The 21052-nt window shown below is 67.2% G+C and carries 16 protein-coding genes and 2 pseudogenes; 6 read left to right on the forward strand and 12 right to left on the reverse strand.

The features are described 5' to 3' along the window. Positions 1–6: 6 nt before the first annotated feature. The gene (pbpC, locus tag EZM81_RS04090; RefSeq protein ID WP_136644866.1) at positions 7–2049 is read right to left on the reverse strand and encodes a penicillin-binding protein 1C; all 2043 of its coding nucleotides are present in this window, start codon (positions 2047–2049) and stop codon (positions 7–9) included. Positions 2050–2206: 157 nt separating this feature from the next. Then, positions 2207–7612 carry an alpha-2-macroglobulin family protein gene (locus EZM81_RS04095; RefSeq protein WP_248298128.1) on the reverse strand — a complete coding sequence of 1802 codons (5406 nt, stop codon included), beginning with the start codon at positions 7610–7612 and terminating at the stop codon, positions 2207–2209. Positions 7613–7837: 225 nt separating this feature from the next. On the opposite strand from EZM81_RS04095, the gene EZM81_RS04100 reads away from it, so the two are divergent. Further along, entirely contained in the window at positions 7838–10366 is a 2529-nt protein-coding gene (locus tag EZM81_RS04100) for a response regulator (RefSeq protein WP_136644868.1), read from the forward strand. Positions 10367–10983: 617 nt separating this feature from the next. Here the strand turns inward: EZM81_RS04100 and EZM81_RS18480 are convergent. The 7 genes and pseudogenes from EZM81_RS18480 to EZM81_RS04125 form a co-directional block, all read right to left on the reverse strand. Further along, positions 10984–11802: pseudogene (locus tag EZM81_RS18480) on the reverse strand (patatin-like phospholipase family protein); the annotation flags it as partial. 18 nt (positions 11803–11820) lie between these two features. After that, positions 11821–12663, reverse strand: a complete 843-nt coding sequence (locus EZM81_RS04110; RefSeq protein WP_169052299.1) for a HAMP domain-containing sensor histidine kinase — start codon at positions 12661–12663, stop codon at positions 11821–11823. Positions 12664–12837: 174 nt separating this feature from the next. Beyond that, a complete protein-coding gene (locus tag EZM81_RS18485) occupies positions 12838–13188 on the reverse strand; it encodes a helix-turn-helix domain-containing protein (RefSeq protein ID WP_248298130.1) in 351 nt (116 codons plus the stop codon). A gap of 21 nt (positions 13189–13209) precedes the next feature. Continuing rightward, positions 13210–13611 carry a response regulator transcription factor gene (locus EZM81_RS18490; protein WP_248298132.1) on the reverse strand — a complete coding sequence of 134 codons (402 nt, stop codon included), beginning with the start codon at positions 13609–13611 and terminating at the stop codon, positions 13210–13212. A gap of 14 nt (positions 13612–13625) precedes the next feature. Then, positions 13626–13937, reverse strand: coding sequence for a PDZ domain-containing protein (locus EZM81_RS18635; RefSeq protein WP_371685719.1), 312 nt, complete (start codon positions 13935–13937; stop codon positions 13626–13628). Positions 13938–14033: 96 nt separating this feature from the next. Continuing rightward, a pseudogene (locus EZM81_RS18640) lies at positions 14034–14162 on the reverse strand (PDZ domain-containing protein); the annotation flags it as partial. A gap of 66 nt (positions 14163–14228) precedes the next feature. Further along, entirely contained in the window at positions 14229–14642 is a 414-nt protein-coding gene (locus EZM81_RS04125) for a serine protease (protein WP_135447695.1), read from the reverse strand. A 146-nt stretch (positions 14643–14788) separates the two neighbouring features. On the opposite strand from EZM81_RS04125, the gene EZM81_RS18645 reads away from it, so the two are divergent. The 4 genes from EZM81_RS18645 (at position 14789) to EZM81_RS04140 (ending at position 17148) form a co-directional block, all read left to right on the forward strand. Further along, positions 14789–14917, forward strand: a complete 129-nt coding sequence (locus EZM81_RS18645; protein ID WP_256371605.1) for a hypothetical protein — start codon at positions 14789–14791, stop codon at positions 14915–14917. Between the two features lie 3 nt (positions 14918–14920). Next, positions 14921–15271, forward strand: a complete 351-nt coding sequence (locus tag EZM81_RS04130; RefSeq protein ID WP_136644872.1) for a hypothetical protein — start codon at positions 14921–14923, stop codon at positions 15269–15271. 549 nt (positions 15272–15820) lie between these two features. Further along, positions 15821–16243: an alternative ribosome rescue aminoacyl-tRNA hydrolase ArfB gene (arfB, locus tag EZM81_RS04135; protein WP_136644873.1), complete on the forward strand. Its 423-nt coding sequence runs from the start codon at positions 15821–15823 to the stop codon at positions 16241–16243. Beyond that, the gene (locus tag EZM81_RS04140; protein ID WP_136644874.1) at positions 16240–17148 is read left to right on the forward strand and encodes a phosphotransferase enzyme family protein; all 909 of its coding nucleotides are present in this window, start codon (positions 16240–16242) and stop codon (positions 17146–17148) included. The genes arfB and EZM81_RS04140 overlap by 4 nt, the downstream gene beginning before the upstream one ends. Positions 17149–17293: 145 nt before the next feature. On the opposite strand, the gene pncB is transcribed toward EZM81_RS04140, so the two are convergent. From pncB to pncA, 3 genes are all read right to left on the reverse strand, one after another. Next, a complete protein-coding gene (gene pncB / locus EZM81_RS04145) occupies positions 17294–18586 on the reverse strand; it encodes a nicotinate phosphoribosyltransferase (RefSeq protein ID WP_136644875.1) in 1293 nt (430 codons plus the stop codon). 94 nt (positions 18587–18680) lie between these two features. Beyond that, positions 18681–19397 (reverse strand): DUF6782 family putative metallopeptidase, encoded by a 717-nt coding sequence (locus EZM81_RS04150; RefSeq protein WP_169052300.1) that lies wholly within the window; start codon positions 19395–19397, stop codon positions 18681–18683. Between the two features lie 44 nt (positions 19398–19441). Continuing rightward, positions 19442–20047 carry a bifunctional nicotinamidase/pyrazinamidase gene (gene pncA, locus EZM81_RS04155; protein ID WP_136644877.1) on the reverse strand — a complete coding sequence of 202 codons (606 nt, stop codon included), beginning with the start codon at positions 20045–20047 and terminating at the stop codon, positions 19442–19444. Positions 20048–20148: 101 nt separating this feature from the next. Between pncA and EZM81_RS04160 the strand changes: the two genes are divergently transcribed. Beyond that, positions 20149–21051, forward strand: a complete 903-nt coding sequence (locus EZM81_RS04160; protein ID WP_136644878.1) for a rhodanese-related sulfurtransferase — start codon at positions 20149–20151, stop codon at positions 21049–21051. Position 21052: the final 1 nt, after the last annotated feature.

The following is a 21052-nucleotide window of genomic DNA, read 5'->3' on the forward strand; positions in this document are numbered from 1 at the left end:
AGCATCCTAGTGGACACGCACGCTTGTCCGGGCAGATCGTCCCTCGGCGTCAATCACGCTGAGCGTGACGAACCCGGTGCCGGGCAGGGCCAGCATCGCCTCGCGCGAGTCCGCCGCGATAAGGACCGGCACGCCATCGGCAAGCCAGGTGAAGGGGCCGGTGCCCCCGGTAACCCTGACCTTCAGCCCGGCAGGCAGAAGCTCTACCTCCGTGCCATCGGGCGGGAAGGCGACGGCGGGCGCGTCGGCAGCCGGCACGAAGGCGGCCATGCGTGACCGGAACCGCTTGAGCGGTTGCGGCAGCTCTGCGTTCGACACCAGCAGCGTGGCAGCGGGCGCGGCGGGTTGCGGGTCCAGCCGACGCTTGAGCCGGTTGAAGGACTGGAACAGCACAGGGGCCGCAACATCCGCCCCGAAGGCACCGGGTACCGGTGTGCCGTCCGCCCGGCCCATCCAGACGCCGACCACATGACGCCCGTCATAGCCGATCGCCCAGGCGTCGCGGTGGCCATAGGAGGTGCCGGTCTTGTAGGCCAGCCGGTTTGACGGCGCCCCCGGCGGCGGGGCCAGGCCTGCAAGGATGTCGCCCACCTGCCAGGCTGCAACCGCCGAGACCACACGCTGCCCTTCAATGGTTTCGGCCCCCAGCCGCCAGATCAGGGGGCGCGCCACGCCGCCCCGGGCCAGCGCCGCATACAATTGCACCATGTCGGTCAGCGTCACGCCGACACCCCCCAGTGCGATTGCCAGCCCCGGCTGGTCGCCCGGAAAGGCCGGCCTCATCCCGGCCTTTTCCATCGCCGAGATCAGCCGCGCCGGGCCAAGCGCCTCTGTCAGCTGCACGACGGGAATGTTCAGCGACAGCTGCAAGGCCTCGCGCAGGCGGATTGTGCCGCGATAGAGCCTGTCGAAGTTCTGCGGCGCATAAGTTCCGAAGGCCATCGGCCGGTCCTCGATCATCGTCTCGGGGTGCCCGAGGCCCTCGTCGAAAGTCAGGGCATAGACCAGTGGCTTCAGCGTCGATCCGGGGCTGCGCAGGGCCCGGGTCATGTCCACGAACCCCTGCCGCAGGTCAGCCTGGTAGCCGGCCGAGCCGACGCTGGCGAGGATTTCGCCCGAGGCATGGTCGGCCACCAGGATCGCAACCTGCAACTGTTCTCCCCGGCCCTCGACCGCCTGCACCGCCAGCTCTTGCAGCGCCTTCTGGAGGGTAGCGTCGATGGTCAGGCGGTGTGTGGTCAGCACCGGCTGTTCGGCCCGTGCGCGATCGGCCAGATGCGGTGCGAGGGCGGGAAAGGCCTTGCGCAGGCCGGGGACGGGTTCGCGAAGCGCGGCTTCGGCTTCGGCCGCGTCGATCACGCCGGCACCGACCATCCGCGCAAGCACCCGGTCACGCGCGGCCTCGGCCCGGTCAGCGGCCCGGTCGGGGCGGCGGGTTTCGGGGCTTTGCGGGATGGCGACAAGAAGCGCGGCCTCGGCCGGGGTCAGACGGGCTGGTTCCTTGCCGAAATAGCTGATCGAGGCAGCGCGGACGCCCTCGAGATTCCCGCCGAAGGGCGCAAGGTGCAGGTAGAGCTGCAGGATCTGGTCCTTGTTCAGCCGCCGCTCCAGCGCCAGCGCGACGCGCATCTGCCTGAACTTGCCCGCCACCTGACCGGTGGTGCCTTCTTCCAGCAGGCGCGCGACCTGCATCGTCAGGGTCGAACCACCGGACACCACGCGCCCGTTCCAGACCGCCTGCGCCAGCGCCCGGGCCATCGAGCGCACATCCACCCCCGGATGGTCGCGAAAGCGTTTGTCCTCGTAGGCCACCAGCATCCTGAGATAGAGCGGATCGACCTTGTCCGGGGGCAGGGCCAGCCGCCAGCGGCCGTCCGCCACGGTGTAGGCGCGCAGAAGCGTGCCGTTACGGTCCAGCACCTCGACCGAGGTTTCCACCGCGACAGGCGGCAGGATGGTTGCGGCGATGAAGGCATCGAACCGGTCCCGGCCAAGCGCCCCGAGCCACAGGCCAAGGGCAAGGGCAAACAGCCAGCGCGCGCGGATCATCGGCAACCCCCGGCGCAGGGCCCGGCGCCCGCGCTCCCCTCCCCCCTTGTGGGGGAGGAAGAGGGAGGTGGGGCCGGGTGTCTGATCAGGGCCTTGGCCCCCCACCCCCATCCCCGCCCCACCAGGGGGAGGGGAGGTGCAGATGGCCGCTGGTCGGTCACGGCGTGACCGTCAGCGTCCCGGTTTCGCTGCGTGCGCGGAAGTCGGGGCGATACATGTCTTCGACCATGGCCGCCGGGTGGTGGAAGGTGCCATGGCTGATCGCACGGACGACATAGGCCAGGCGGAAGCTCTGATCGGATTGCCAGTCCACTGCCGAAAGGAAGCGGTCCTGCCGGAATTCGGAATGTTGCACCGAGTCAAGCGTATCCAGCCAGGACAGTTCCGATGTGGCGCCCGCGCTCATCAGGTTCGGGTTGTCGATCTCGAACCCGGCGGGCAGCGGGTCGTTCACCATCAGCCGCGCCTCGCCATAGCCGAAGGGCTGGACCTCCAGCACCACGACCAGCCGGGTGCCGGCGGCGACACCCTCGTGGAGGGAAACCTGCTGGCCGTCCATGGTATGGTAGGTTCGGGTGATGGCATAGCCGTTGCCGCCCGCAGGTTCGGGCTCGGACGGCACGCCGTAGGTGGTTATGGTCAGCGTCGTGTCGGCGCCGGTGTTCGTCACCACCGCCGGGGTCGCCGCCCCCGCCTCCAGCACGCGCACGAGCGGGCCATCGGCCGGCAGGCCGTCGATGGTGATGCCCTCGGCCCCCGGCCGGTCGATCAGCGCGTTGGTGGCCAGAAGCGCCCAGGTCGCCTCCTGCGTCGAAAGGTTGGTGCCCCTCGCGGCCAGCCGGTCGGTCAGCGCCTCGCGGTCCACCGCGTTCGACCCGGCCTCGACCGCCAGCGTCAGAAGCGCCGCCGTGTCGCGGTAGCGGGTGCCATAGTCCACCCGCCAGACCTGGCCCTGCTCCGGCCCCTGCGCGTCGAGCTTGGCCAGAGCCTTGCGGAACATCGCATCCGCCCGCGGCTGGTCGCCGTAGGAGGCCAGCGCCGCCGCCAGCTGCGCCTGTGCGAGCGGCGTCGCGAAATCGTCGCCCTTCACATCGGCGTAATAGCGCAGGTCGCCCACCGCCGCCGCGCCCTCGCGGGCCAGCACCATCAGCGCATAGGCCAGCGCCTCGCCGCCGCCGTTGGCTTCCGCGCTGAAGTCGGGCGCATAGTTCACCTGGTTGCGCAGGTTCGCCAGCGCGTTGCGGAACGCGAGGTCCGGCACCCGGTAGCCCTGCGCCCGCGCCCGGCTGAGGAAGTCGGTCACATAAGCGTCCAGCCAGAAATCGCCCTGCTCGGGCCCCCAGAGGCCGAAGCCCCCGGTCGAGGACTGGTTGGCCAGGATCTCCACCACCGCCTCGTCGATCCGGGTCTGGATGTTCTCGGCCCCCTTCAGGTCCATCACCCGCGCCACCTGGTCGAAGTACAGCAGCGGCAGCGCCTTCGAGGTGATCTGCTCGGTGCAGCCATAGGGATAGCGGTCGAGTGCCGCCAGCATCCCCGGCGCGTTCAGCCGCGCGATCGGGCCGACCGCCATCACCGCCTTGCCCGACCCCGGAACGAGGCCGGCGAACACGTCACCGTCGAAGGTGAAGCTCTGCCCCGAGGCCAGGTCCAGCCGGCTGATCCGCGCCACTTCCGGGTCGTTCACCTGCACCGGGATCGTCAGCGTCTTCTTCAGCACCTTGCCGTCCGGCGTGGTCAGGCTGATGTCGATGCTCTGCACGCCCACATCCCCCGCCGTCACCGGCACCTCGAACACGGCCTTGGCCTTCTCGCCCAGGTCAAAGCCCGAAGGCACCGCGCCCAGCGTCAGCCCGTTCGCGCTCACGTCGAGGCTCATCCGCCCCGAGGGCCCGGTGGCATGGACCACCTCAAGCAAAAGCCGCGACGTGTCGCCCGGCGACAGGAAGCGCGGCAGGCTGGCCGTCACCACCACGGGATCGCGCACCAGCACATCGGCGCTCGCCTGCCCGACGCCGGTCTTCGACCAGGCCACGGCCATCACCTTCACCGTGCCGTTGAAGCTCGGCAGGTCGAACGTCGCCCGCGCATAGCCGTCCGCGCCCACCTCGACCGGGCCGGTGAAATAGGCCACCAGTTCCTCTGTGGGCGGCGGCGCCTGCAACCGCGCCTGCGCGCCCGCGTCGCCCCCCGAGCGGACCTCGCCGGTCGCGCCGTTCAGCCCGTCGATCAGACGCCCGTAGATGTCGCGGATGCCCACACCCAGCCGACGCTGGCCGAAGTAGTGGTCCTGCGGATCGGGGGCCTTGAACCCGGTCAGGTTCAGGATCCCCACATCCACCGCCGCGATGGTGACCCAGGCCGTCTCGCCCGCCGTCACACCTTCGACCTTCACCGCCACGTCCAGCGGCCCGCGCGGCGCGGCTTCGGCCGCGACCTCGACCCTGGCCGCCAGCGCCCGCGCGCCGGGGTCGATCTTGGCATGGGTCAGCCCCAGCGCCCGCGCCGGGTTACGCCCCGCCGCCACATCCATCGGCCGCAGGACCGAGGCGGTGACATAGACCCCCGTGCCCCAGTCATCCGTCACCGGCAGCTGGATCAGGTTCTCGCCCTCCTTCACCTCGACGGCCTGCATGGCGACCAGCCGGTTCGACAGCACCGTGACCAGCGCCGTCCCCGCCGCGCGCGGCACGACGCGCAAGGTCGCCGTCTCGCCGGGGCGATAGGCGGGCTTGTCCAGCGACAATTCCAGCGTGTCGGGCGTGGCCGAGGCATCGGCGGGCGCATACCAGCCGGCATGGAACTGCATCGAGGTCGCCGCGCGGTTGCCGTCGGTGCGCTGCACCAGGATTTCGTAGGTGCCCCATTGCACCGGCGCCGCGATCTCGACCGGGGCCGCGCCCAAGGTGACCTCGCCCTCGGCCACCGGTGTGCGGGTCACCACCGGCTCCCAGCTCCAGTTTCCGTAGCTCTGATACCATTGATAGTCGTATTCGACGCGCGTCACCGTCCACTTGACGGGGGCCGCGACCAGAGTCTCGGCGGCATCGACAGCGATCAGCTGGAACCGGGCCTCGCCGCCTTCGGGCGCCACACCGTCGAACAGCGGCTTCACCCCCAGCAACGGATCGGCGGGCGCGAGCATCCTGGTCATCGACCGTTCCACCGGACGACCCGAGCCTTCGGCGACGCGGATCGTCAGCCGCGCCTCGAGTGGGCGGAAGGGATCGGCCACCTGCGGCAGGAAGACCTGCAGGGTCGCGGTGCCTTCGGCATCGGTCTCGCCGCCTTCCAGCGGCTGCATCTGTGCGCTGAAGGGTTCGTTGTGCCGGCCGAAGACATAGCCGGGGAATTTCTCCAGCCCTTCGGCTGCCCGAAGCAGGATCTCGCCCTCGATCCGCAGGCCCGCACCCGGCGCGCCAAACAGGTAGCGCGCGGTGACGGTCAGATCGACGGGCGCGGTGTCGGCGACAGACAGGGGTCTGTCGTCCATGGTCAGGTCGAAATCGATGCGCTCGGGCAGGAAGTCCTCGACGAGGAAAGTCTTCGAGGCCAGCGGCGGGGCATCGAGGTCGGCGAACATTTCCAGCCGCCAGATACCGCGCGGGGCGTTGCCGGCGATCGGCTGGCTGAAGACGTAGCCGCCGCCCTGATCCGTGACCGCCGACCGGGCATATTCCACGCCATCGGGTCGCTTGATGACGGCAGTCAGCGGCAGACCTTCGACCGCCTTCTGTTCCGGGTCGCGGGCGAGCGCGGTGAAATAGACCGTCTCGCCCGGGCGATAGGCGCCGCGTTCGGTGGTAACGAACACATCGACCGGCGGCGCAGCCTCGCGCCCCTCTACCCCGCGGTCTGACAGGTCGAACTCCGGCTCGGTCAGCGACAGGAAGCTGATATCCCGGTCCGCGTCTTTCACCACCACCATCGCCGGGGCCGAAGCGCCCGTTCCCCGCGTCAGGCCCGCATCGAAGGCCGCATGACCCATGGCGTCTGTCGTGGCCGTGCCCAGCACCGTGTTGGCGCGGTTCAGCAGCTCGACCGTAACCCCCTGCCTGGCCTCGGCGGTGCCGAGGCTGCGGACGATGACATGCAGCCCGTCGACCCCCGACAAGGTGGTGATGCCCAGGTCCGAGACCACGAACCACTGCCAGCCCGGCGGAATCACGTAGGGATCAGCCCCTGGCACTTCCGCCTTCAGTGCGTATATGCCGGCAGGCCGGCCCTTTAGGGGCTCGCTCATCGGAAGGCGCGTGGTTATGTCGCGGTTCACCTCCTGCCCCACCGTGGCCGATCCGGTCCAGATCCTTTCGCCGACCATGTCGGTGAAGTCGAATTCTGCATAGGTCTGGATCGGCTGGCCGAAGTAGTAACCCTGAATTGCCCGCAGCAGGTTGCGGTCGGTTACGCGATACAGCGCAAGATCCAGCCTGTCGGTGTTCACCGTCTCGACCGGAAGGGTAACGTCTGCCGTATTCGGCAGCACATAGCCCCGGCCGGGGAAGCGGACGCCGGGGTTGCGGTCGCGGACATACTGGGTGATCTCGACCGATCTGGCCAGAACCTGCCCGTCCGCCGCCGGCAACCCTTCGCGGAAGGTGACGGTATAGCGCTTGCCATGTTCCAGCCCTGCCACGCAAAGCTGCCGCCCGCCGCCGTTTTCCACCACCAGCCCCGGTTCGGTCAGCTGGACGAAGGTGGCGTAATCCACGCCCGAGGCCACCAGATCCTCGCTGAAGGTCGCGCAGAGGCGCGGGCGGGCCAGATCGGACTGCACCTGGGTTTCCTCGATGCGGAAGCCGTATTTGCCGATCGCCGCGTCCAGAAGCGCCGCCGTATCGGTCCGGTTCTGCAAGGACTGCGCCAGCCGCAGCGCCAGCACCGCGTCGCGGCCGCGGCCGTTGCGTTCCAGCACTTCGGCCATCACGACCAGGATCGAATGACGCAACGCCGGGCTGTCGGCCCGCAGATAGGCGTTGATCGAGGAACTCAGCGCCTGGCCGTAGAAGAACCACTGCTGGTTGGGATCCTTCTTGCCGGCCTCAAGCTGGCGGCGGGCAAGATCGGACCACGTCGCGGCATCGTCCGTCCGGTTCAGCGCCGCACCGGTATAGGCCGCCGAACCCGCCCAGTCGCCGCGCGATTCGTATTCGGCTGCCATCCGCAGATGTTCCTCGGCCGTCGAGGGGCCGGTGACGTGCTGCCGTCCCAGACCCTCGGCCTGGGCGTAGGCGGACGAGATGTCCCAGTCGGGAATGAAGGTCAGTTCGGCCCGACGGTCCGTCGCCGCCGCGCGGATGGCCGCATCGGACGCGACCACGCGCGCCGAATAGGCGCCCTGGAAGAATGTGCCCTCGCCGGGGCTGGCCTTGACGAAGCATGAACCGTTGCGGGTGTTGTAGACATAGGCCTCGCAGCGCGCATTGGTCAGGCAGGCGCGTTCGCAGGCCTCGATGGTGGTGTCGAAGATGCTGGCGATGTCGCCGCCTGGCAGATCCTCGTCCTGGGTGACGATCACCCGGCGCTCGGGGATCAGATCCTGCGCCGAGGCCCAGCCGGACATTCCGGCAATGCATGCCGCGAAAACGACTTTCGGAAACCAGCGCATCGAAAATGCCTCCCTTGCGGATGGGGAAAATGTCGCACGGGCCCGTCCGGCCTGACAAGTCGCGCGAACCTCATGGCGTTAAGTCTTGGTTCACTTCAATCAGCGAGGCTAGTGGCGGAAACCGGATGTGCGGACTTTGCTGCAGCCCGCATCCGAAGGCGTGATGTCGGAAGCAAAGCGATGGATCTTTCGGAACGTCTGGCCAGGGAACGGCGCGCGCGGCTGGCTGCGGAACGGTTGCTTGAACAGAAAAGCCGTGAACTTTTCGCCGCAAACGAAAAGCTGGCGATTCATGCCCGTGCCCTGTCCGACCAGATCGTGGAGCAGCGCCAGGCTGTGCAATCCGCGCTGACCGAGGCCGAGGCGCTGAAGTCGCAGAACCATCGCGTTCTCAAGGACCTGGATCGCGCGCATACGGCCGCAGTCATGGCAGAACGCCGGCTTTGGGATTCGATCAATGCGATCCGGGATGGTTTCGCGGTTTTCGACAGCGCACTGCGCATGGTCACGGCAAACCGCGCCTGGCTTGCCCCCTTCGGCGGCCAGCCGGTAGCCCCGGGAATCGCCTATGCCGAAATGCTGCGCCTGATCGCCGGATCGGGCCGGATCGACCTGGGCGCGGAAGAGCCCGAAAGCTTTGTTTCCAGAATGCTTGCGCGGATCGGGGGCGACCCGATCGAACCCGTCACGCTGAAATTCCGCAACGGCACCTGGGTCAAGCTGCAGGACCATCGCGCCCGTGACGGCGACCTTGTCTGCCTGGCAATCGACATCACCGAACAGATGCGGATCTGGGCCGCGATCGAGGCGATACCGGATGGCTTCGTCCTGTTCGACCGCGAGGACCGCCTTGTGTTCTGCAACCGCCGCTACCGTGACATCCATCCCCCCAGCGCGGATATCATCGCCCCCGGTGTCACCTTCGAACAGATCCTGCGCCACGGGCTGAAGCTGAAGAAATACCCCGAGGCCGAGGGAAGAGAGGAGGAATGGCTGCATCAGCGACTGAAGCGGCACTTCGCCCCTTCCTCGATCAGTGAGCAGCAGATGCCCGATGGCCGCTGGCTGCGGGTTCTGGAGCAGGCCACGCCCGACGGCGGCCATGTGGGCCTGCGGGTTGACATCACCGAGGCCAAGCAGCAGCAGCAGGCGCTGGAAGATGCACGCAACGCCGCCGAGGCCGCCAACCGCGCCAAGTCGGCCTTTCTTGCAAACATGAGCCACGAGATCCGCACCCCGATGAACGGTGTCGTCGGCATGGCGGAACTGCTGTGCGACACCACCCTGAACGAGGAACAGCGCCTTTTCGCCGAAACCATCCGGTCGTCGGGCGAGGCGTTGCTGGTCATCATCAACGACATCCTCGACTATTCCAAGATCGAGGCGGAACGCCTGACCTTGCGCCCCGAACCCTTTGACCTGGAGCGCACGATCCACGAGGTGACGATGCTGCTGCAACCCCGCGCGCGGGAAAAGGGCATCGACATGATGATCGACTTCGACATGTTCCTGCCCACGCGCTTCGTCGGCGATCCTGGGCGGCTGCGCCAGGTGCTGACCAACCTGATCGGCAATGCAGTCAAGTTTACCGAAACCGGCCATGTCCTGACCCGCGTCGTCGGCGTGGACAGCCAGGACGGGATGCAGACCCTGCACATCACGGTAGAGGATACCGGCATCGGCATCGCGCCCGAACACCTCGACCACATCTTCGGCGAGTTCAATCAGGTCGAGGACGAGCGCAACCGCAAGTTCGAGGGGACCGGGCTTGGCCTGGCCATCACGCGCCGCCTGATCGAACACATGGGCGGCGACGTCTGGGTGGACAGTGACCTTGGCAAGGGCTCGTCCTTCGGGTTTCGCGTGACGCTTCCGGTGGCCGAAGACGCCGGCCCGGTGCAGGCGCCGATTGCCGTCAGGCGGGTGCTGGCCGTGGACGATCAGCTGATCAACCGCACGATCCTGGAACGCCAGCTTGCCCCCTGCGGGATCGAGGTGACGCTGTGCCGTTCCGGGGGCGAGGCGCTGGAGCGGCTGTTATCGGACCCGCCCTACGACGTGTTGCTGACCGACCATGCCATGCCCGAGATGGACGGCGTCGCGCTGCTGGCTGCGGCGCGCGCCGCGGGGCATGGGTTGCCGGCGATCCTGCTCAGCTCAAATACCTGCGGGCTGGGCGGGGCGGCCGACAGCTTTGCCGCGATCCTGCAGAAGCCCGTTCTGCGCTCTGATCTCTACCGCCACCTTCAGGCCCTTTCCGCACCGGTTTCCGTGGCCGATCCCGTCATTGCGGTGCCGCCATCCGACAAGCGACGGCTGCGTGTGCTTGCGGCCGAGGATAACAGGACCAACCAGCTGGTCCTTCAGAAGATGGTCCGCGCGATGGACCTTGACCTGGTCTTTGCCGACAACGGGCGCCTTGCGGTAGACCTGTACCAGAGTTTCCGGCCCGACATCATATTCATGGACATCTCCATGCCCGAGATGGATGGAAAAGAGGCCGCCCGTGTGATCCGTTCCCTTGAACCGCCAGGGGCGCACGTTCCGATCGTCGCCCTTACGGCCCATGCGATGGAGGGCGATGCCGAGAACATCCTTGTGGTCGGGATCGACGAGTGTCTGACAAAACCGCTGCGGAAGACCGCGATCGAGGCCGCGCTTGCCAGGCATTGCCCGCCGGATGTGCGCCCCCCGCTGACCGCTGCCTGACCGGTCAGTCGCCAACAGGAACAATCCGCCGCCCGCCCGAGGCAATCCCCTCGCGGATTCGGCTGTCCACGTCTTTTCCTGCCAGCGAGGCCAGAAAGCCATTGAATTCGGTCGTCGTCCTGGTCGCCAGGCGGCCTGCCGCGATGACCTTGTCCACATGATCGGGTTTCAGCTTCAGCCGGGTCGGAACGGCGTTCATCTCGTCGCGCAGGGCTGGGGGAAGGGTTGCAAAACTGACCTCGCCGACGAACAGTTTCACATCGCGGCAGTCCCATCCGGCGACCGAACCGCGCAGCCGGCGAACCTCGGACAGGGGGCAGCGCGCAGCGCCATTTGATTAGCTCGCTTTCCCACTGCCGCAACTCGCCGCGCATGGAATCATAGCCCGAACGGCTGGCGGCAGCCAAGGCGATGATGGCGATCGACTTCGCCAGCGCCACGCCGCCGGGACCGGGAACCTTCTTTGTCCAGTCGTCATCCTGGTCCACCCCGGTGTTGGCCACCAGGAACAGCATCCGCTTCAGCCTGACCGCCTCGGCCGCCGTCAGCGGCGCATGGGGCACCTGCGCCCGGGCGCGTTCCACCGCAAGGCCGGTGGCGCGGTAGTTGTCGGTGATCCCGCCGTCCGGAAGCTTGACCAATTTCACCTCGTCGGGGTCGGCATGGCTTTCCAGCGCCCGCGCACGGGCACGCATCGCCGCCGTGGCCGCGGGGTTGTGGCGGGCCGCGGTCAGCCAGTCGGGCTCGCGGTAATCGCAGCGCCCGTGATGCGCCTCCAGCACGATGGGGGTGAAGACCAGCGGATAGGCCGCAGCTGCCGCCACGGTTTCGCTGAGGCGGACCTTCGAGAGGTCGGAACAAAGCGCATCGAAGGTTTCCGGGCTGAACAGGAATGGCACGTTGTTCGCCATGTCGGCGGCGTTGATCCAGGTCTTGACGCGAGACCATTCGTGCAGGTCGCCAAAGGTCGCGCCATGGAACAGCCGTTCATCCAGCCAGCGCCCGAAGGTGTCGCGCCGGTTCACGCCCCCTGCCATGCCCTTGGCGATGGTCAGCGGGTTCAGACGGGAGGTTACCATGTACTCCTCGCCGTCCTGCACCAGGACACGGTCGCGGAACCTGGTCAGCCCGGCTGGCCCGTTCAGCCCGAACTGCGCCGCCATGATCGACCCGCCCGACACGCCCGAGACCAGATGCACATGGTCGAGCAGGCCGTCAGGCGTGCCGGTTTCCACCCCGGCGGCGCGCAGTTCCTCAAGCATGCCATAGGCAAAGGCGGTGGCCCGGAACCCGCCGCCAGAGAAGGCGAGACCGATGTAAAGCGCGCCGTCGCCGACAGTCGCGGGTTCGACAAGCGCGGGATTCTCGCCTTGCAGAGGCTGGTTCCACGGCGCGCAGCCCAGAAGGATCAGCAGAAGAAGAAACGCGCGCCGCATGTCGGGCCCGTTTCGGGGTCAGCCAGATTGCTGAAGCCTTGGCCAGAGGATTTCAAGGGTGAAACCGGATCCCCCTGGCATCGAAAGCTGCGCGCCGTGCCGGGCCGCAATGGCGCGGACCAGGGCAAGGCCCAGGCCGTGGCCCGGCAGGGCACGGTCACGTTCGGCACGGACGAACCGCGCGAAGGCCTCGCCCCTCATCGCGCCCGGCAGGCCTGGCCCGGTGTCGGCAACGCGCATCAGGTGCCGGTCGCCTGCGGTGCACCACTTGATCGCGTTGTCCAGAAGGTTGGCCAGCATCTGCGCGATCAGGTTGCGGTCGCTCAGCACCCCAAGGCCCGGATCGATGGTTGCCCCGGCCAGCAGACCCTTGTCCTCGGCCAGGGGCTGGTAAAGCTCCCACATCTCGGTTGTGACTACGGAAAGGTCCACCGGCACCAGTCCGCCACCCGTGCCCTGGCCGGCCTCGGCCCGGCTGATGTCCAGAAGCGGATCGAACATGCAGATCGCCTGGCGCATTTCGGTCTTCAGCTCGGCGGTCAGGTTGTCCTGACCCTCGATCCAGCCCAGTTTCTGCAGCATTCGGTTCAGGGGGGTGCGTAGTTCATGCGCGATGATGTCGGACAGGCGGTACGTTGCCCGGTTCAGATTCCGGATGCGGTCCAGCATGGCTTGGACATGGGTTTCGAGCAGGCCGAATTCGTCATCGGAACGCGGCCCCGGCAGGCGGGCGTCCAGCTGGCCTTCGGCCACATGGTCGGCCAGCGCGTTGATCCGGTTGATCCTGGCCATGACCGAGCGCGCCGCGAAACCGCCAACCAGCGCGCCAGCAACAAGAAGGGCGCCCAGAAGGCCGAGCATTGCCCGCCGCATAGCCGCCAGCCCGCGGGCCAGCCCGCGCGGGTGCCTGCAAGAACGGTGCCGCCCCGGTCCGTCAGCAGAAGCATCTCGTCCGCCGTTGCCGCCGCAGCGCGGTAGTCGATGGCCTGGCGCAGCGCGATGATCCGGCGCTGGTCATACGGCGCGGCAAAGCCGTCAAGATCGGCCCATTGAATACCACGCTGCGCCTCCATCAGCCGGGCTTCGACCAGGCGGTACTGCAGCGCCATCGCGCCCAGAGACAGCGCCGCCACTGCCAGCACCATAGCTGCGGCCAGCCGCAGCGTCGCGCGCGCCGCGCATCGCGTCGCTTCCCGCCTCTTCCAGCTTGCGGCGCAGCCGCCCGACATGAACATCCACGACATTTGTGTCGGGGTCGAAATGCAGGTTCCAGACATCTTCCAGCAGCTGCATTCGCGTGACCACCTGACCCGCGTGGCGGGCAAGGAAGGTGATCAGTTCGAATTCCTTCGGACTGACCGCGACATGCAGGCGCCTGACATGCACCGTTCGCGCCTTCAGCCGGATTTACAGATCGCCGAAGGCCAGCAGTTCGTTGTCCTGCACCTGCATCGTGGCGCGCCTCAGCAGCGCACGAAGGCGGGCGCGCAACTCGTCGGGTTCAAAGGGCTTCGCCAGATAGTCGTCGGCGCCCTTCTCCAGCCCCTCCACCCGGTTCGCGGCACGGCCCAGCGCAGACAGGATCAGCGCCGGCGAGCCACCCGCCCTGATCTGCGCCATCGCCTCTACCCCGTCGCCACCGGGCAGCATCCTGTCCAGCACGATGACCTTGTAAGGGTAGATGCGGCGGCGGCGATCCCGGCCTCCAGCGTGGCGCAATGGTCGGCGGCGCAGCCTAGGTGTTCCACTGCGGCGCACGGCGGCGGCGGTTTCGGCGTCATCCTCGACGATCAGGATGCGGTCGGACATCGGCATGGGATCATTCAGAACACGGCCACTGCCGGATCAAGCACATTCGCCCCGCCAACCGGGCGCATCCCGTCGTGGCTGCCCCAGGGGTCCAGACGGCTATGTCGCGTCGCCCCACCCGGCGCCTGCACCAGGATCAGGACCTGAGCGGTGATCTCGTCATCGGCAAGGTCCACCGCAGCGCCGTTGACTGTCAGGATGCGGTCGCCTCTGCCAAGGCCTGCATGCAGCGCGGGAGAGTTGTCGCTGACGGTGGTCACCATCCCCGACCCGTCCAGCACCACACCCAGCGCGGCAAGGCGGCAGGATGTCACCGCCTCGGGCATCGTGGCTGACGCCTGGCGCAGCTTCAGTCCCTGCGCCTGATCCCGGGCTGCCAGCGACAGGGGCAGATCCGGCGTCTTGCCGCCGCGCAGGATGGTCAGCCTGGCATGACCCGCGACGCTGGCCCGTTCCACCGCAAAGGCAAGGTCGCCGGGACGCAGCAATTCGGCCCCGTCCACCGCAATCAGGATGTCGCCGCCGACCAGTCCGGCCTGTGCCGCCAGCCCCCCGGCTCTACCCCGTCGATCAGCAAGCCAAGGCTGGACAGACCCAGCGCCTCGGCTACCTGGCGGTCAGCGTGAACTCGATGCCGAGCGGCGCACGCAGCGCAAAGACCTTGATCCCGAGGGCGGGCAGGTCGGCGAAAGCGGCAGGCCCGGCTTGCCGTTCAGCTCCGGCGGGGCAGAGATCACCGCCACATCGCGCACCGGATCGCGGGCGATGACCGCAGCCACCGCCTCGACCTCGTGGCGCGTGACCAGCCGCACGGCTTCGGCCTCGCCCACCACATGGGCGTTGGTCACCACCACCGATCCGTGGCCGCAAAGAAAGGCCGAGCCGAGGAACCGGTCCTCGCTATCGGCGCTGCGCACGGTGAAGACCCGGTCCATTGCCGCGTCCGGGGGCAAGGCCGCCGCCGGGCGCACCAGCACCAGCAGCAGCACCATAAGCACCGCCAGCCCGACACTTTCGCCACCATGATGCAACCCTTGTCCAGCGTCGGTGCCGTCTTGCTGGCAGCGCCCCCTGCCAAGGGCACATGACAAAGGCCGTCATGCGGAAATCCCGCATTTGCAGGTGGAAACCCGCGGCTCATCCTTGCGCCATCTAAAGCCGGACGAGTCCCCCCGCGATGCGCCCCACGCTGCTTGCCCTGTCCATCTTCTGCCCGGCTGTGCCCGCCGGGGCCTATGCCCCTTCGCCCGTGAAGCTGGCCGAACTTTCCGCACGAACCTGTGCGGCAGGGGTCGCGGCGGCGTAACCGATGCTGATCCTGTCGGCGGCAAGGCTGCGCAAGGCGCTGGCCCCGGTGCGATCGGATCGCGCCGCCATCGGGGGCGCAGCGGGCGAGGGCGAACCCATGGGCTGGGAAGAAATGCTGGCCACCGCAAGGGCGCTGGCGGCGGGGGACGAGGCGCTGCTGGGTCTGATCGACGACATCCTGGCCGAGAAGTTCAAGGGCGTGGCTTCGGGTCCGGTCTACAACATCGGTTCGCTGAAGAACGGCGGCGGCGACACCTATCCGCCGATCGAAACCCGGGGCGGCGGTCGGTGCCGGCAATCTGGATGTAGAGGTGGAATTTCTGACCCGCACGCCAGGGGAACGGACGCTTGAGCCCCTGCCCTTCACTCCGCTTCCGACCCTCTTGCCCGAGGATAAGGTACATGTGCTGGCGCGGAACAACACCGACGGGCCGGTGGACGTGAACGTCCTTTACATCGGCGCCGACTGGTCGATCAGCCATTGGTTCGCGGGTCGGCTTCAGCCGGGTGACGAACTGAAGGAAGGCCTGTTCAAGATCTCGGACCAGGTGCTGGGGCAGGAACGGATGCTGGTCGTGCTGACGCCTGCAAAACCGCACAGCCCGGTCGAGGATCTGTCCTGGCTGGCGCAGTCGGCGCTGGACAGCTCGCGCAGCCTGGGCAGATCGGCCTTTGGCGATGTGCTGGCCGAAGCCGGGTTCGGCATGACGACACGCGGTGCGATGCCTCTGTCGGACGCCGGTGACGATGCTTTCCCATGCCTGCGATACCGCAACTGGAGCTGCGCACTGTCGCGCGCGACTAGAGTGCAGGTGCCGCACAACGCAGAACGGCCCGGGAAATTCCGGCAAAGACGGCAAACCCCATCGCAAGCGCAGGATCTTGGTGCCATAAACACCGCATGCTTCATGTCACCGACACCCTCACCCTTGCCGAATGGGAGCTTTCCGAAAGCTTCATGCGTGCATCCGGTCCGGGCGGGCAGAATGTCAACAAGGTTTCGACCGCCGTCGAATTGCGGTTCGAGGCCGACCGTTCGCCGCATCTGGCGCCGGGGGTCAAGGCGCGGCTGAAACGACTGGCCGGCCGGCGCTGGACGAACGAAGGCGCCATCGTGATCCAGGTCGATGACACCCGCAGCCAGGCCCGCAACCGCGAGATCGCGCGCGAAAGGCTGGTCGAACTGATCCGTGCTGCGCTGGTTGCGCCGAAGCGGCGGATCGCCACGAAGCCGACCTTGGGCAGCCAGCGCCGCCGCATCGCCGCCAAGACTGCGCGCGGCGAGGTGAAGGCGCTGCGCAACCGGGTGAAGGACGAAGAATGACCCCAGTCGAGACTGCCGCGCATCATTGGGAAGGGCAGGTGCTGCGCCTGATCCGCGACCGCGAGAATCATGTCTTCGAGATGGTGACCCCACAGGGCCGCGCGGCGCTGCGCCTGCATCGTCCGGGCTATCAGTCGCCCGTCGCGATCCGGTCGGAACTGTGGTGGTGCGCCGAACTGGCCCGGGCGGGTCTGCCAATTCCCGCCCCCCTGCCCTCACACGACGGCAGGCTTCTGGTGGCCCTGCCCGGTGGTCTTCATGCCTCGGCGATCCGCTGGCTGGAAGGCGAGGCTCTTGGCGAGGCGGCAAGGCCCTTCACCCAGCCCCTGCCGAAGGTGCTTGATCTCTACCACGCGCTGGGCGCGCTGCTTGCCCGCGTGCATCGTGCGACGGACGCGCTGACCTTGCCCGAGGGCTTTACCCGCCCACGGTGGGACCGCGCGGGTCTGGTCGGTGACCAGCCGCTGTGGGGCCGCTTCTGGGAGCATCCCTCAGCCGGCCCCGACCAGCGCGCCACGCTGATCCGCGCGCGCGATGCGCTGCGCGAACGGCTGGCTGGCGAGACGGGCCTGATCCATGCCGATGTCCTGCGCGAGAATGTCCTTGTGAACGACCGTTCGGTTTTCCTGATCGACTTCGATGATTCCGGCTACGGCTTCCGGCTTTACGACCTTGGCACCGCCCTGGTGCAGACCGTTCTGCACCCCGAACACCCGCAACTGCGCGACGCGCTGATGCAGGGCTATGGCACGACCGACACCTCGATGGTCGAGGCCTTCATGCTGGCCAGGACGCTTGCTTCGGTTGGCTGGACGATGCCGCGCCTGGCACCGGACGATCCCATCCATCGCAGTCACCTGCAACGTGCCGTCATCTGCGCCGAACGGGTGCTGAACCGCGCGTGACGGGGGCCAAAGGGCCGCTTATCCAGCCCCGCCCCTGGGCGGCGGCTACCGGCGTGCCGTAGGCGGCAGGATCCTTGTCCTGGGTCTTGCAGGGGGTGACCGGCGGGGTTGGTGCGCGGCCGATCCTGAAGTTGTGCGCGATCGGCTAGACCACGACCTCCTGCACCTCTTGCCGACCGACGCCGAAGACGCGCTTGTAGCGCTCGATCTCCTCGGCCGGGCCGGTCGCCTTGGCGGGATTGTCCGACAGTTTCACCGTGGGCCGCCCGTTTGCGCTTTGCGCCTTGCAGACCAGGCTGAAGGGGGCCAGTGCATCCCCGGCGACCAGGCCGCGGAAATCGTTGGTCAGCATGGTGCCCCAGCCGAACGAAACCTTTACCCGGCCGTGGAAGCGGGCGTAGAGGTCTTCGATCTTTTCCACGTCCAGTCCGTCCGAGAAGATGACCAGCTTCTTCGTCGGGTCTTCGCCGCGTTCCTGCCACCAGCGGATCGCGGTTTCCGCACCCACCACGGGATCGCCCGAATCGATGCGGATGCCGGTCCAGCCCGCCAGCCAGTCGGGCGCATTCCGCAGAAAGCCCTCGGTGCCATAGGTGTCGGGCAGGATGATCCGCAGATTGCCCTCGTGCTCTTCATGCCAGTCGGCCAGCACCTTGTAGGGGGCCTGGCGCAGTTCCTCGTCGCTGTTGGCCAGGGCGCAATAGACCATGGGCAGTTCATGGGCATTTGTGCCGATCGCCTCGACATCGCGGTTCTTGGCGATCAGGCAGTTCGAGGTGCCGATGAACTTCTGGCCCAGCCCTTCCAGCATCGCCTGCACGCACCAGTCCTGCCAGAGGAACCCGTGCCGCCGCCGGGTGCCGAAATCGGCGATCTTCAGGTCGTCAATGCGGCGCAGGCGTTCGATCTTTTCCCACAGCCGCGTCATCGCGCGGGCGTAGAGCACCTGAAGCTCGAACCGGCCCATGCTGTTCAGCACCGCCCTGCTGCGCAGTTCCATCAGCACGGCCAGCGCCGGGATTTCCCACAGCATCACCTCGGGCCAGCGGCCTTCGAAGGTCAGCTCGAACTGACCGTCGCGCTTTTCCAGGTGATATGCGGGCAGGCGCAGACCCTCGAACCATTCCATGAAATCGGGGCGGAACATCTGCCGCTTGCCGTAGAAGGTGTTCCCGCGCAGCCATGTGCTTTCCCCGCGGCTGAGCGACAGCGACCGCACATGGTCCAGCTGTTCGCGCAGTTCGCCCTCGTCAACCAGGTCGGCCAGACGAATCCTTGTGGACCGGTTGATCAGGCTGAAGACAACGGTCGTATCGGGCTTGTTGCGGAAGATCGACTGGCACATCAGCAGCTTGTAGAAGTCCGTGTCGATCAGGGATCGCACGATCGGGTCGATTTTCCACTTGTGGTTCCAGACGCGCGTGGCGATATCGACCATGGCGACCCCCTGTCCTTTGCCGCGTCATCGCGGCCCACGCCCGTTTTCCCCTGTGGCACGGGGCAAGGCAAGCCCCGCATGTTGCCCGCGCCCGTCAGGGTGGCAGGACGCAGTCGTAGGGCCGTCCGTCCGGCATCACGCAAAGGCGCACGGCAAAGTCGGCCGGCAGGGTGCCGGTTCCGGGCAAATGCTTTTCCCGGTCCAGCGCATCAAGGTAGTTGGCGCAGATCGCATTGGCATAAAGTCCGCGCCGCTCATCCCGTTCGAACCACTGCGCGAAGGTCGCACCGATTGCCCGGACCTCGTCGCCACTGGCCGTCATCTCGGCCTCGTAGCGGGAGGCCAGATCTTCATGCGTTGGCCAGTTTCGCAAGGCCTCCCAGGCTTCGGGCTGCCCTGCTTCGCGCAGGCCCCAGGCCACATGGATGCCCATCGCCGCCGCGTCCGCCTCCATAGCCAGGCGAGACCGGATGTATTCGGATGACGAAGTTTCGATCGTGGGGCAGTCGCCCCGGCTGAGCTGTTCGACATGCCGGATCTCGTGGATCAGGATTGCCAGCTGCAGGCCGGGCTCCAGCCCGCCGCGCAGCACGATCCGGTTGGTCGCGGGCTCGAAATAGGCCTGCTCACTGAACAGGCTGTCATCAAGGCAAAGCGTCGGGGCCTGTTCGGCAAGGGTTCTGGCCAGCGATGGGTGCGGTGCGAGCGCACCCTTCAGCGCCCGGACAAGCCCGGGCAGGCTGCCCTGATCGCCCTCATACGGCGCAGAAAGGCAGATCGCATCGGCCATTCCGGCCCTGGCACCCAGCATGATCCCGCATATCGCCAAACCTGCCAGCCGCCCGGGTGCAGGCGTCATGTCAGCAGAACCCCGGCTGCCAGCATCTCGGCTCGGGCTGAGGCAAGCGAACCGTTCAGGTCGATGGCGCGGCACAGGTCGCTTTGCACGGTGACACGAAAGCCAAGCCGAGATGCATCCAGCGCCGAATAGGCCACGCAGAAATCCGTGGCCAACCCGACCAGCGTGACCCCTGTCACTCCGCGTGACCTGAGATAGCCCTCCAGCCCGGTCGGCGTGGTCCGGTCATTCTCGAAGAAGGCGGAATAGCTGTCGATCTGGGGGCGGAAACCCTTGCGGATCACCAGCTGCGCCGCATCGGTGTTCAGACCGGAATGAAAGGCTGCACCCGCGGTGCCCTGCACGCAATGCGCGGGCCACAGGACCTGCCTGCCGTAGGGCATGTCGATCATCGAAAAGGGCGCGGCGCCCGGGTGGTTGTCGGCGAAGGACAGGTGATTGGCAGGATGCCAGTCCTGCGTCAGGACAACTGTCGCGAACCCTGCCATCAGCGCATTGATTCCCGGCACGATCTCGTCGCCGCCCGCAACGGCCAGGGCACCGCCGGGGCAGAAATCATTCTGCACGTCGATGACGATCAGGGCTTCGGTTGCGGGCTTCATGGCGTTCTCCGCGATCACTTGTCAGCCCTGACTAGGTTCGGGGGCGGCATGCGTCAAGCGAAGCGCTTGAAAATCCCGAAGCGCAGGCGCAAAGGGGGTCCATGCTGACCGTCGCTGCGCTTTATCGGTTCACCCGCTTTTCTGATCCTGCCGCCCTGCGGCCCGGCCTGCTGGAGGTCTGCGTATCGCATGGCGTCAAGGGCTCGCTTCTGCTTGCGCCCGAGGGGATCAACGGCACCATCGCCGGCACGCGCGAGGGGATCGACGCGGCCCTTGCCGCGATCCGGGCCCTGCCGGGCTGCGCCGATCTGGAATGGAAGGAAAGCCTTGCCGAAACAATGCCCTTCGGCCGGATGAAGGTGAAGCTGAAGCGCGAGATCGTGACCATGGGGCAGCCTGATGTGGACCCCCTTGCCCGGGTCGGGCATTACGTCGCGCCGGCCGACTGGAATGCGCTGATCGCTGACCCCGATACTGTGGTGATCGACACGCGCAACGCCTATGAGGTTGCCATCGGCACCTTCCGCGGCGCGGTGGACCCCGGCACGCGCAGCTTTGGCGAATTTCCCTTGTGGTGGCAGGAAAATCGCGACCGCTTTGCAGGAAAGCGCATCGCGATGTTCTGCACCGGCGGCATCCGCTGCGAGAAATCGACCAACTACCTGTTGGGTCAGGGGCTGAATCAGGTCTATCACCTTAAGGGCGGGATCCTGAAATACCTGGAAGAGGTGCCAGAGGAAGAAAGCCTCTGGCAGGGCCAGTGCTTCGTTTTCGATGATCGCGTCTCGGTGGGTCACGGGCTGGTGCCCGGCGGCCTGAAGGTCTGCGGGGCCTGCCGCCGGCCGGTGGCAGAGGCGGACCGGGCCTCGGCGGATTACGAGGAAGGCGTCAGCTGCCCGGCCTGCGTGAACGAATATTCGCAAGCCGACCGCGCGCGGTTCCGGGAACGGCACCGCCAGATGCAGCTGGCGGCCAAGCGCGGCAGGAAGCACTTGGGAGGCTAGG

The organism is Tabrizicola sp. YIM 78059 (assembly GCF_004959785.1).
GTDB classification, from domain to species: Bacteria; Pseudomonadota; Alphaproteobacteria; order Rhodobacterales; family Rhodobacteraceae; genus Tabrizicola; species Tabrizicola caldifontis.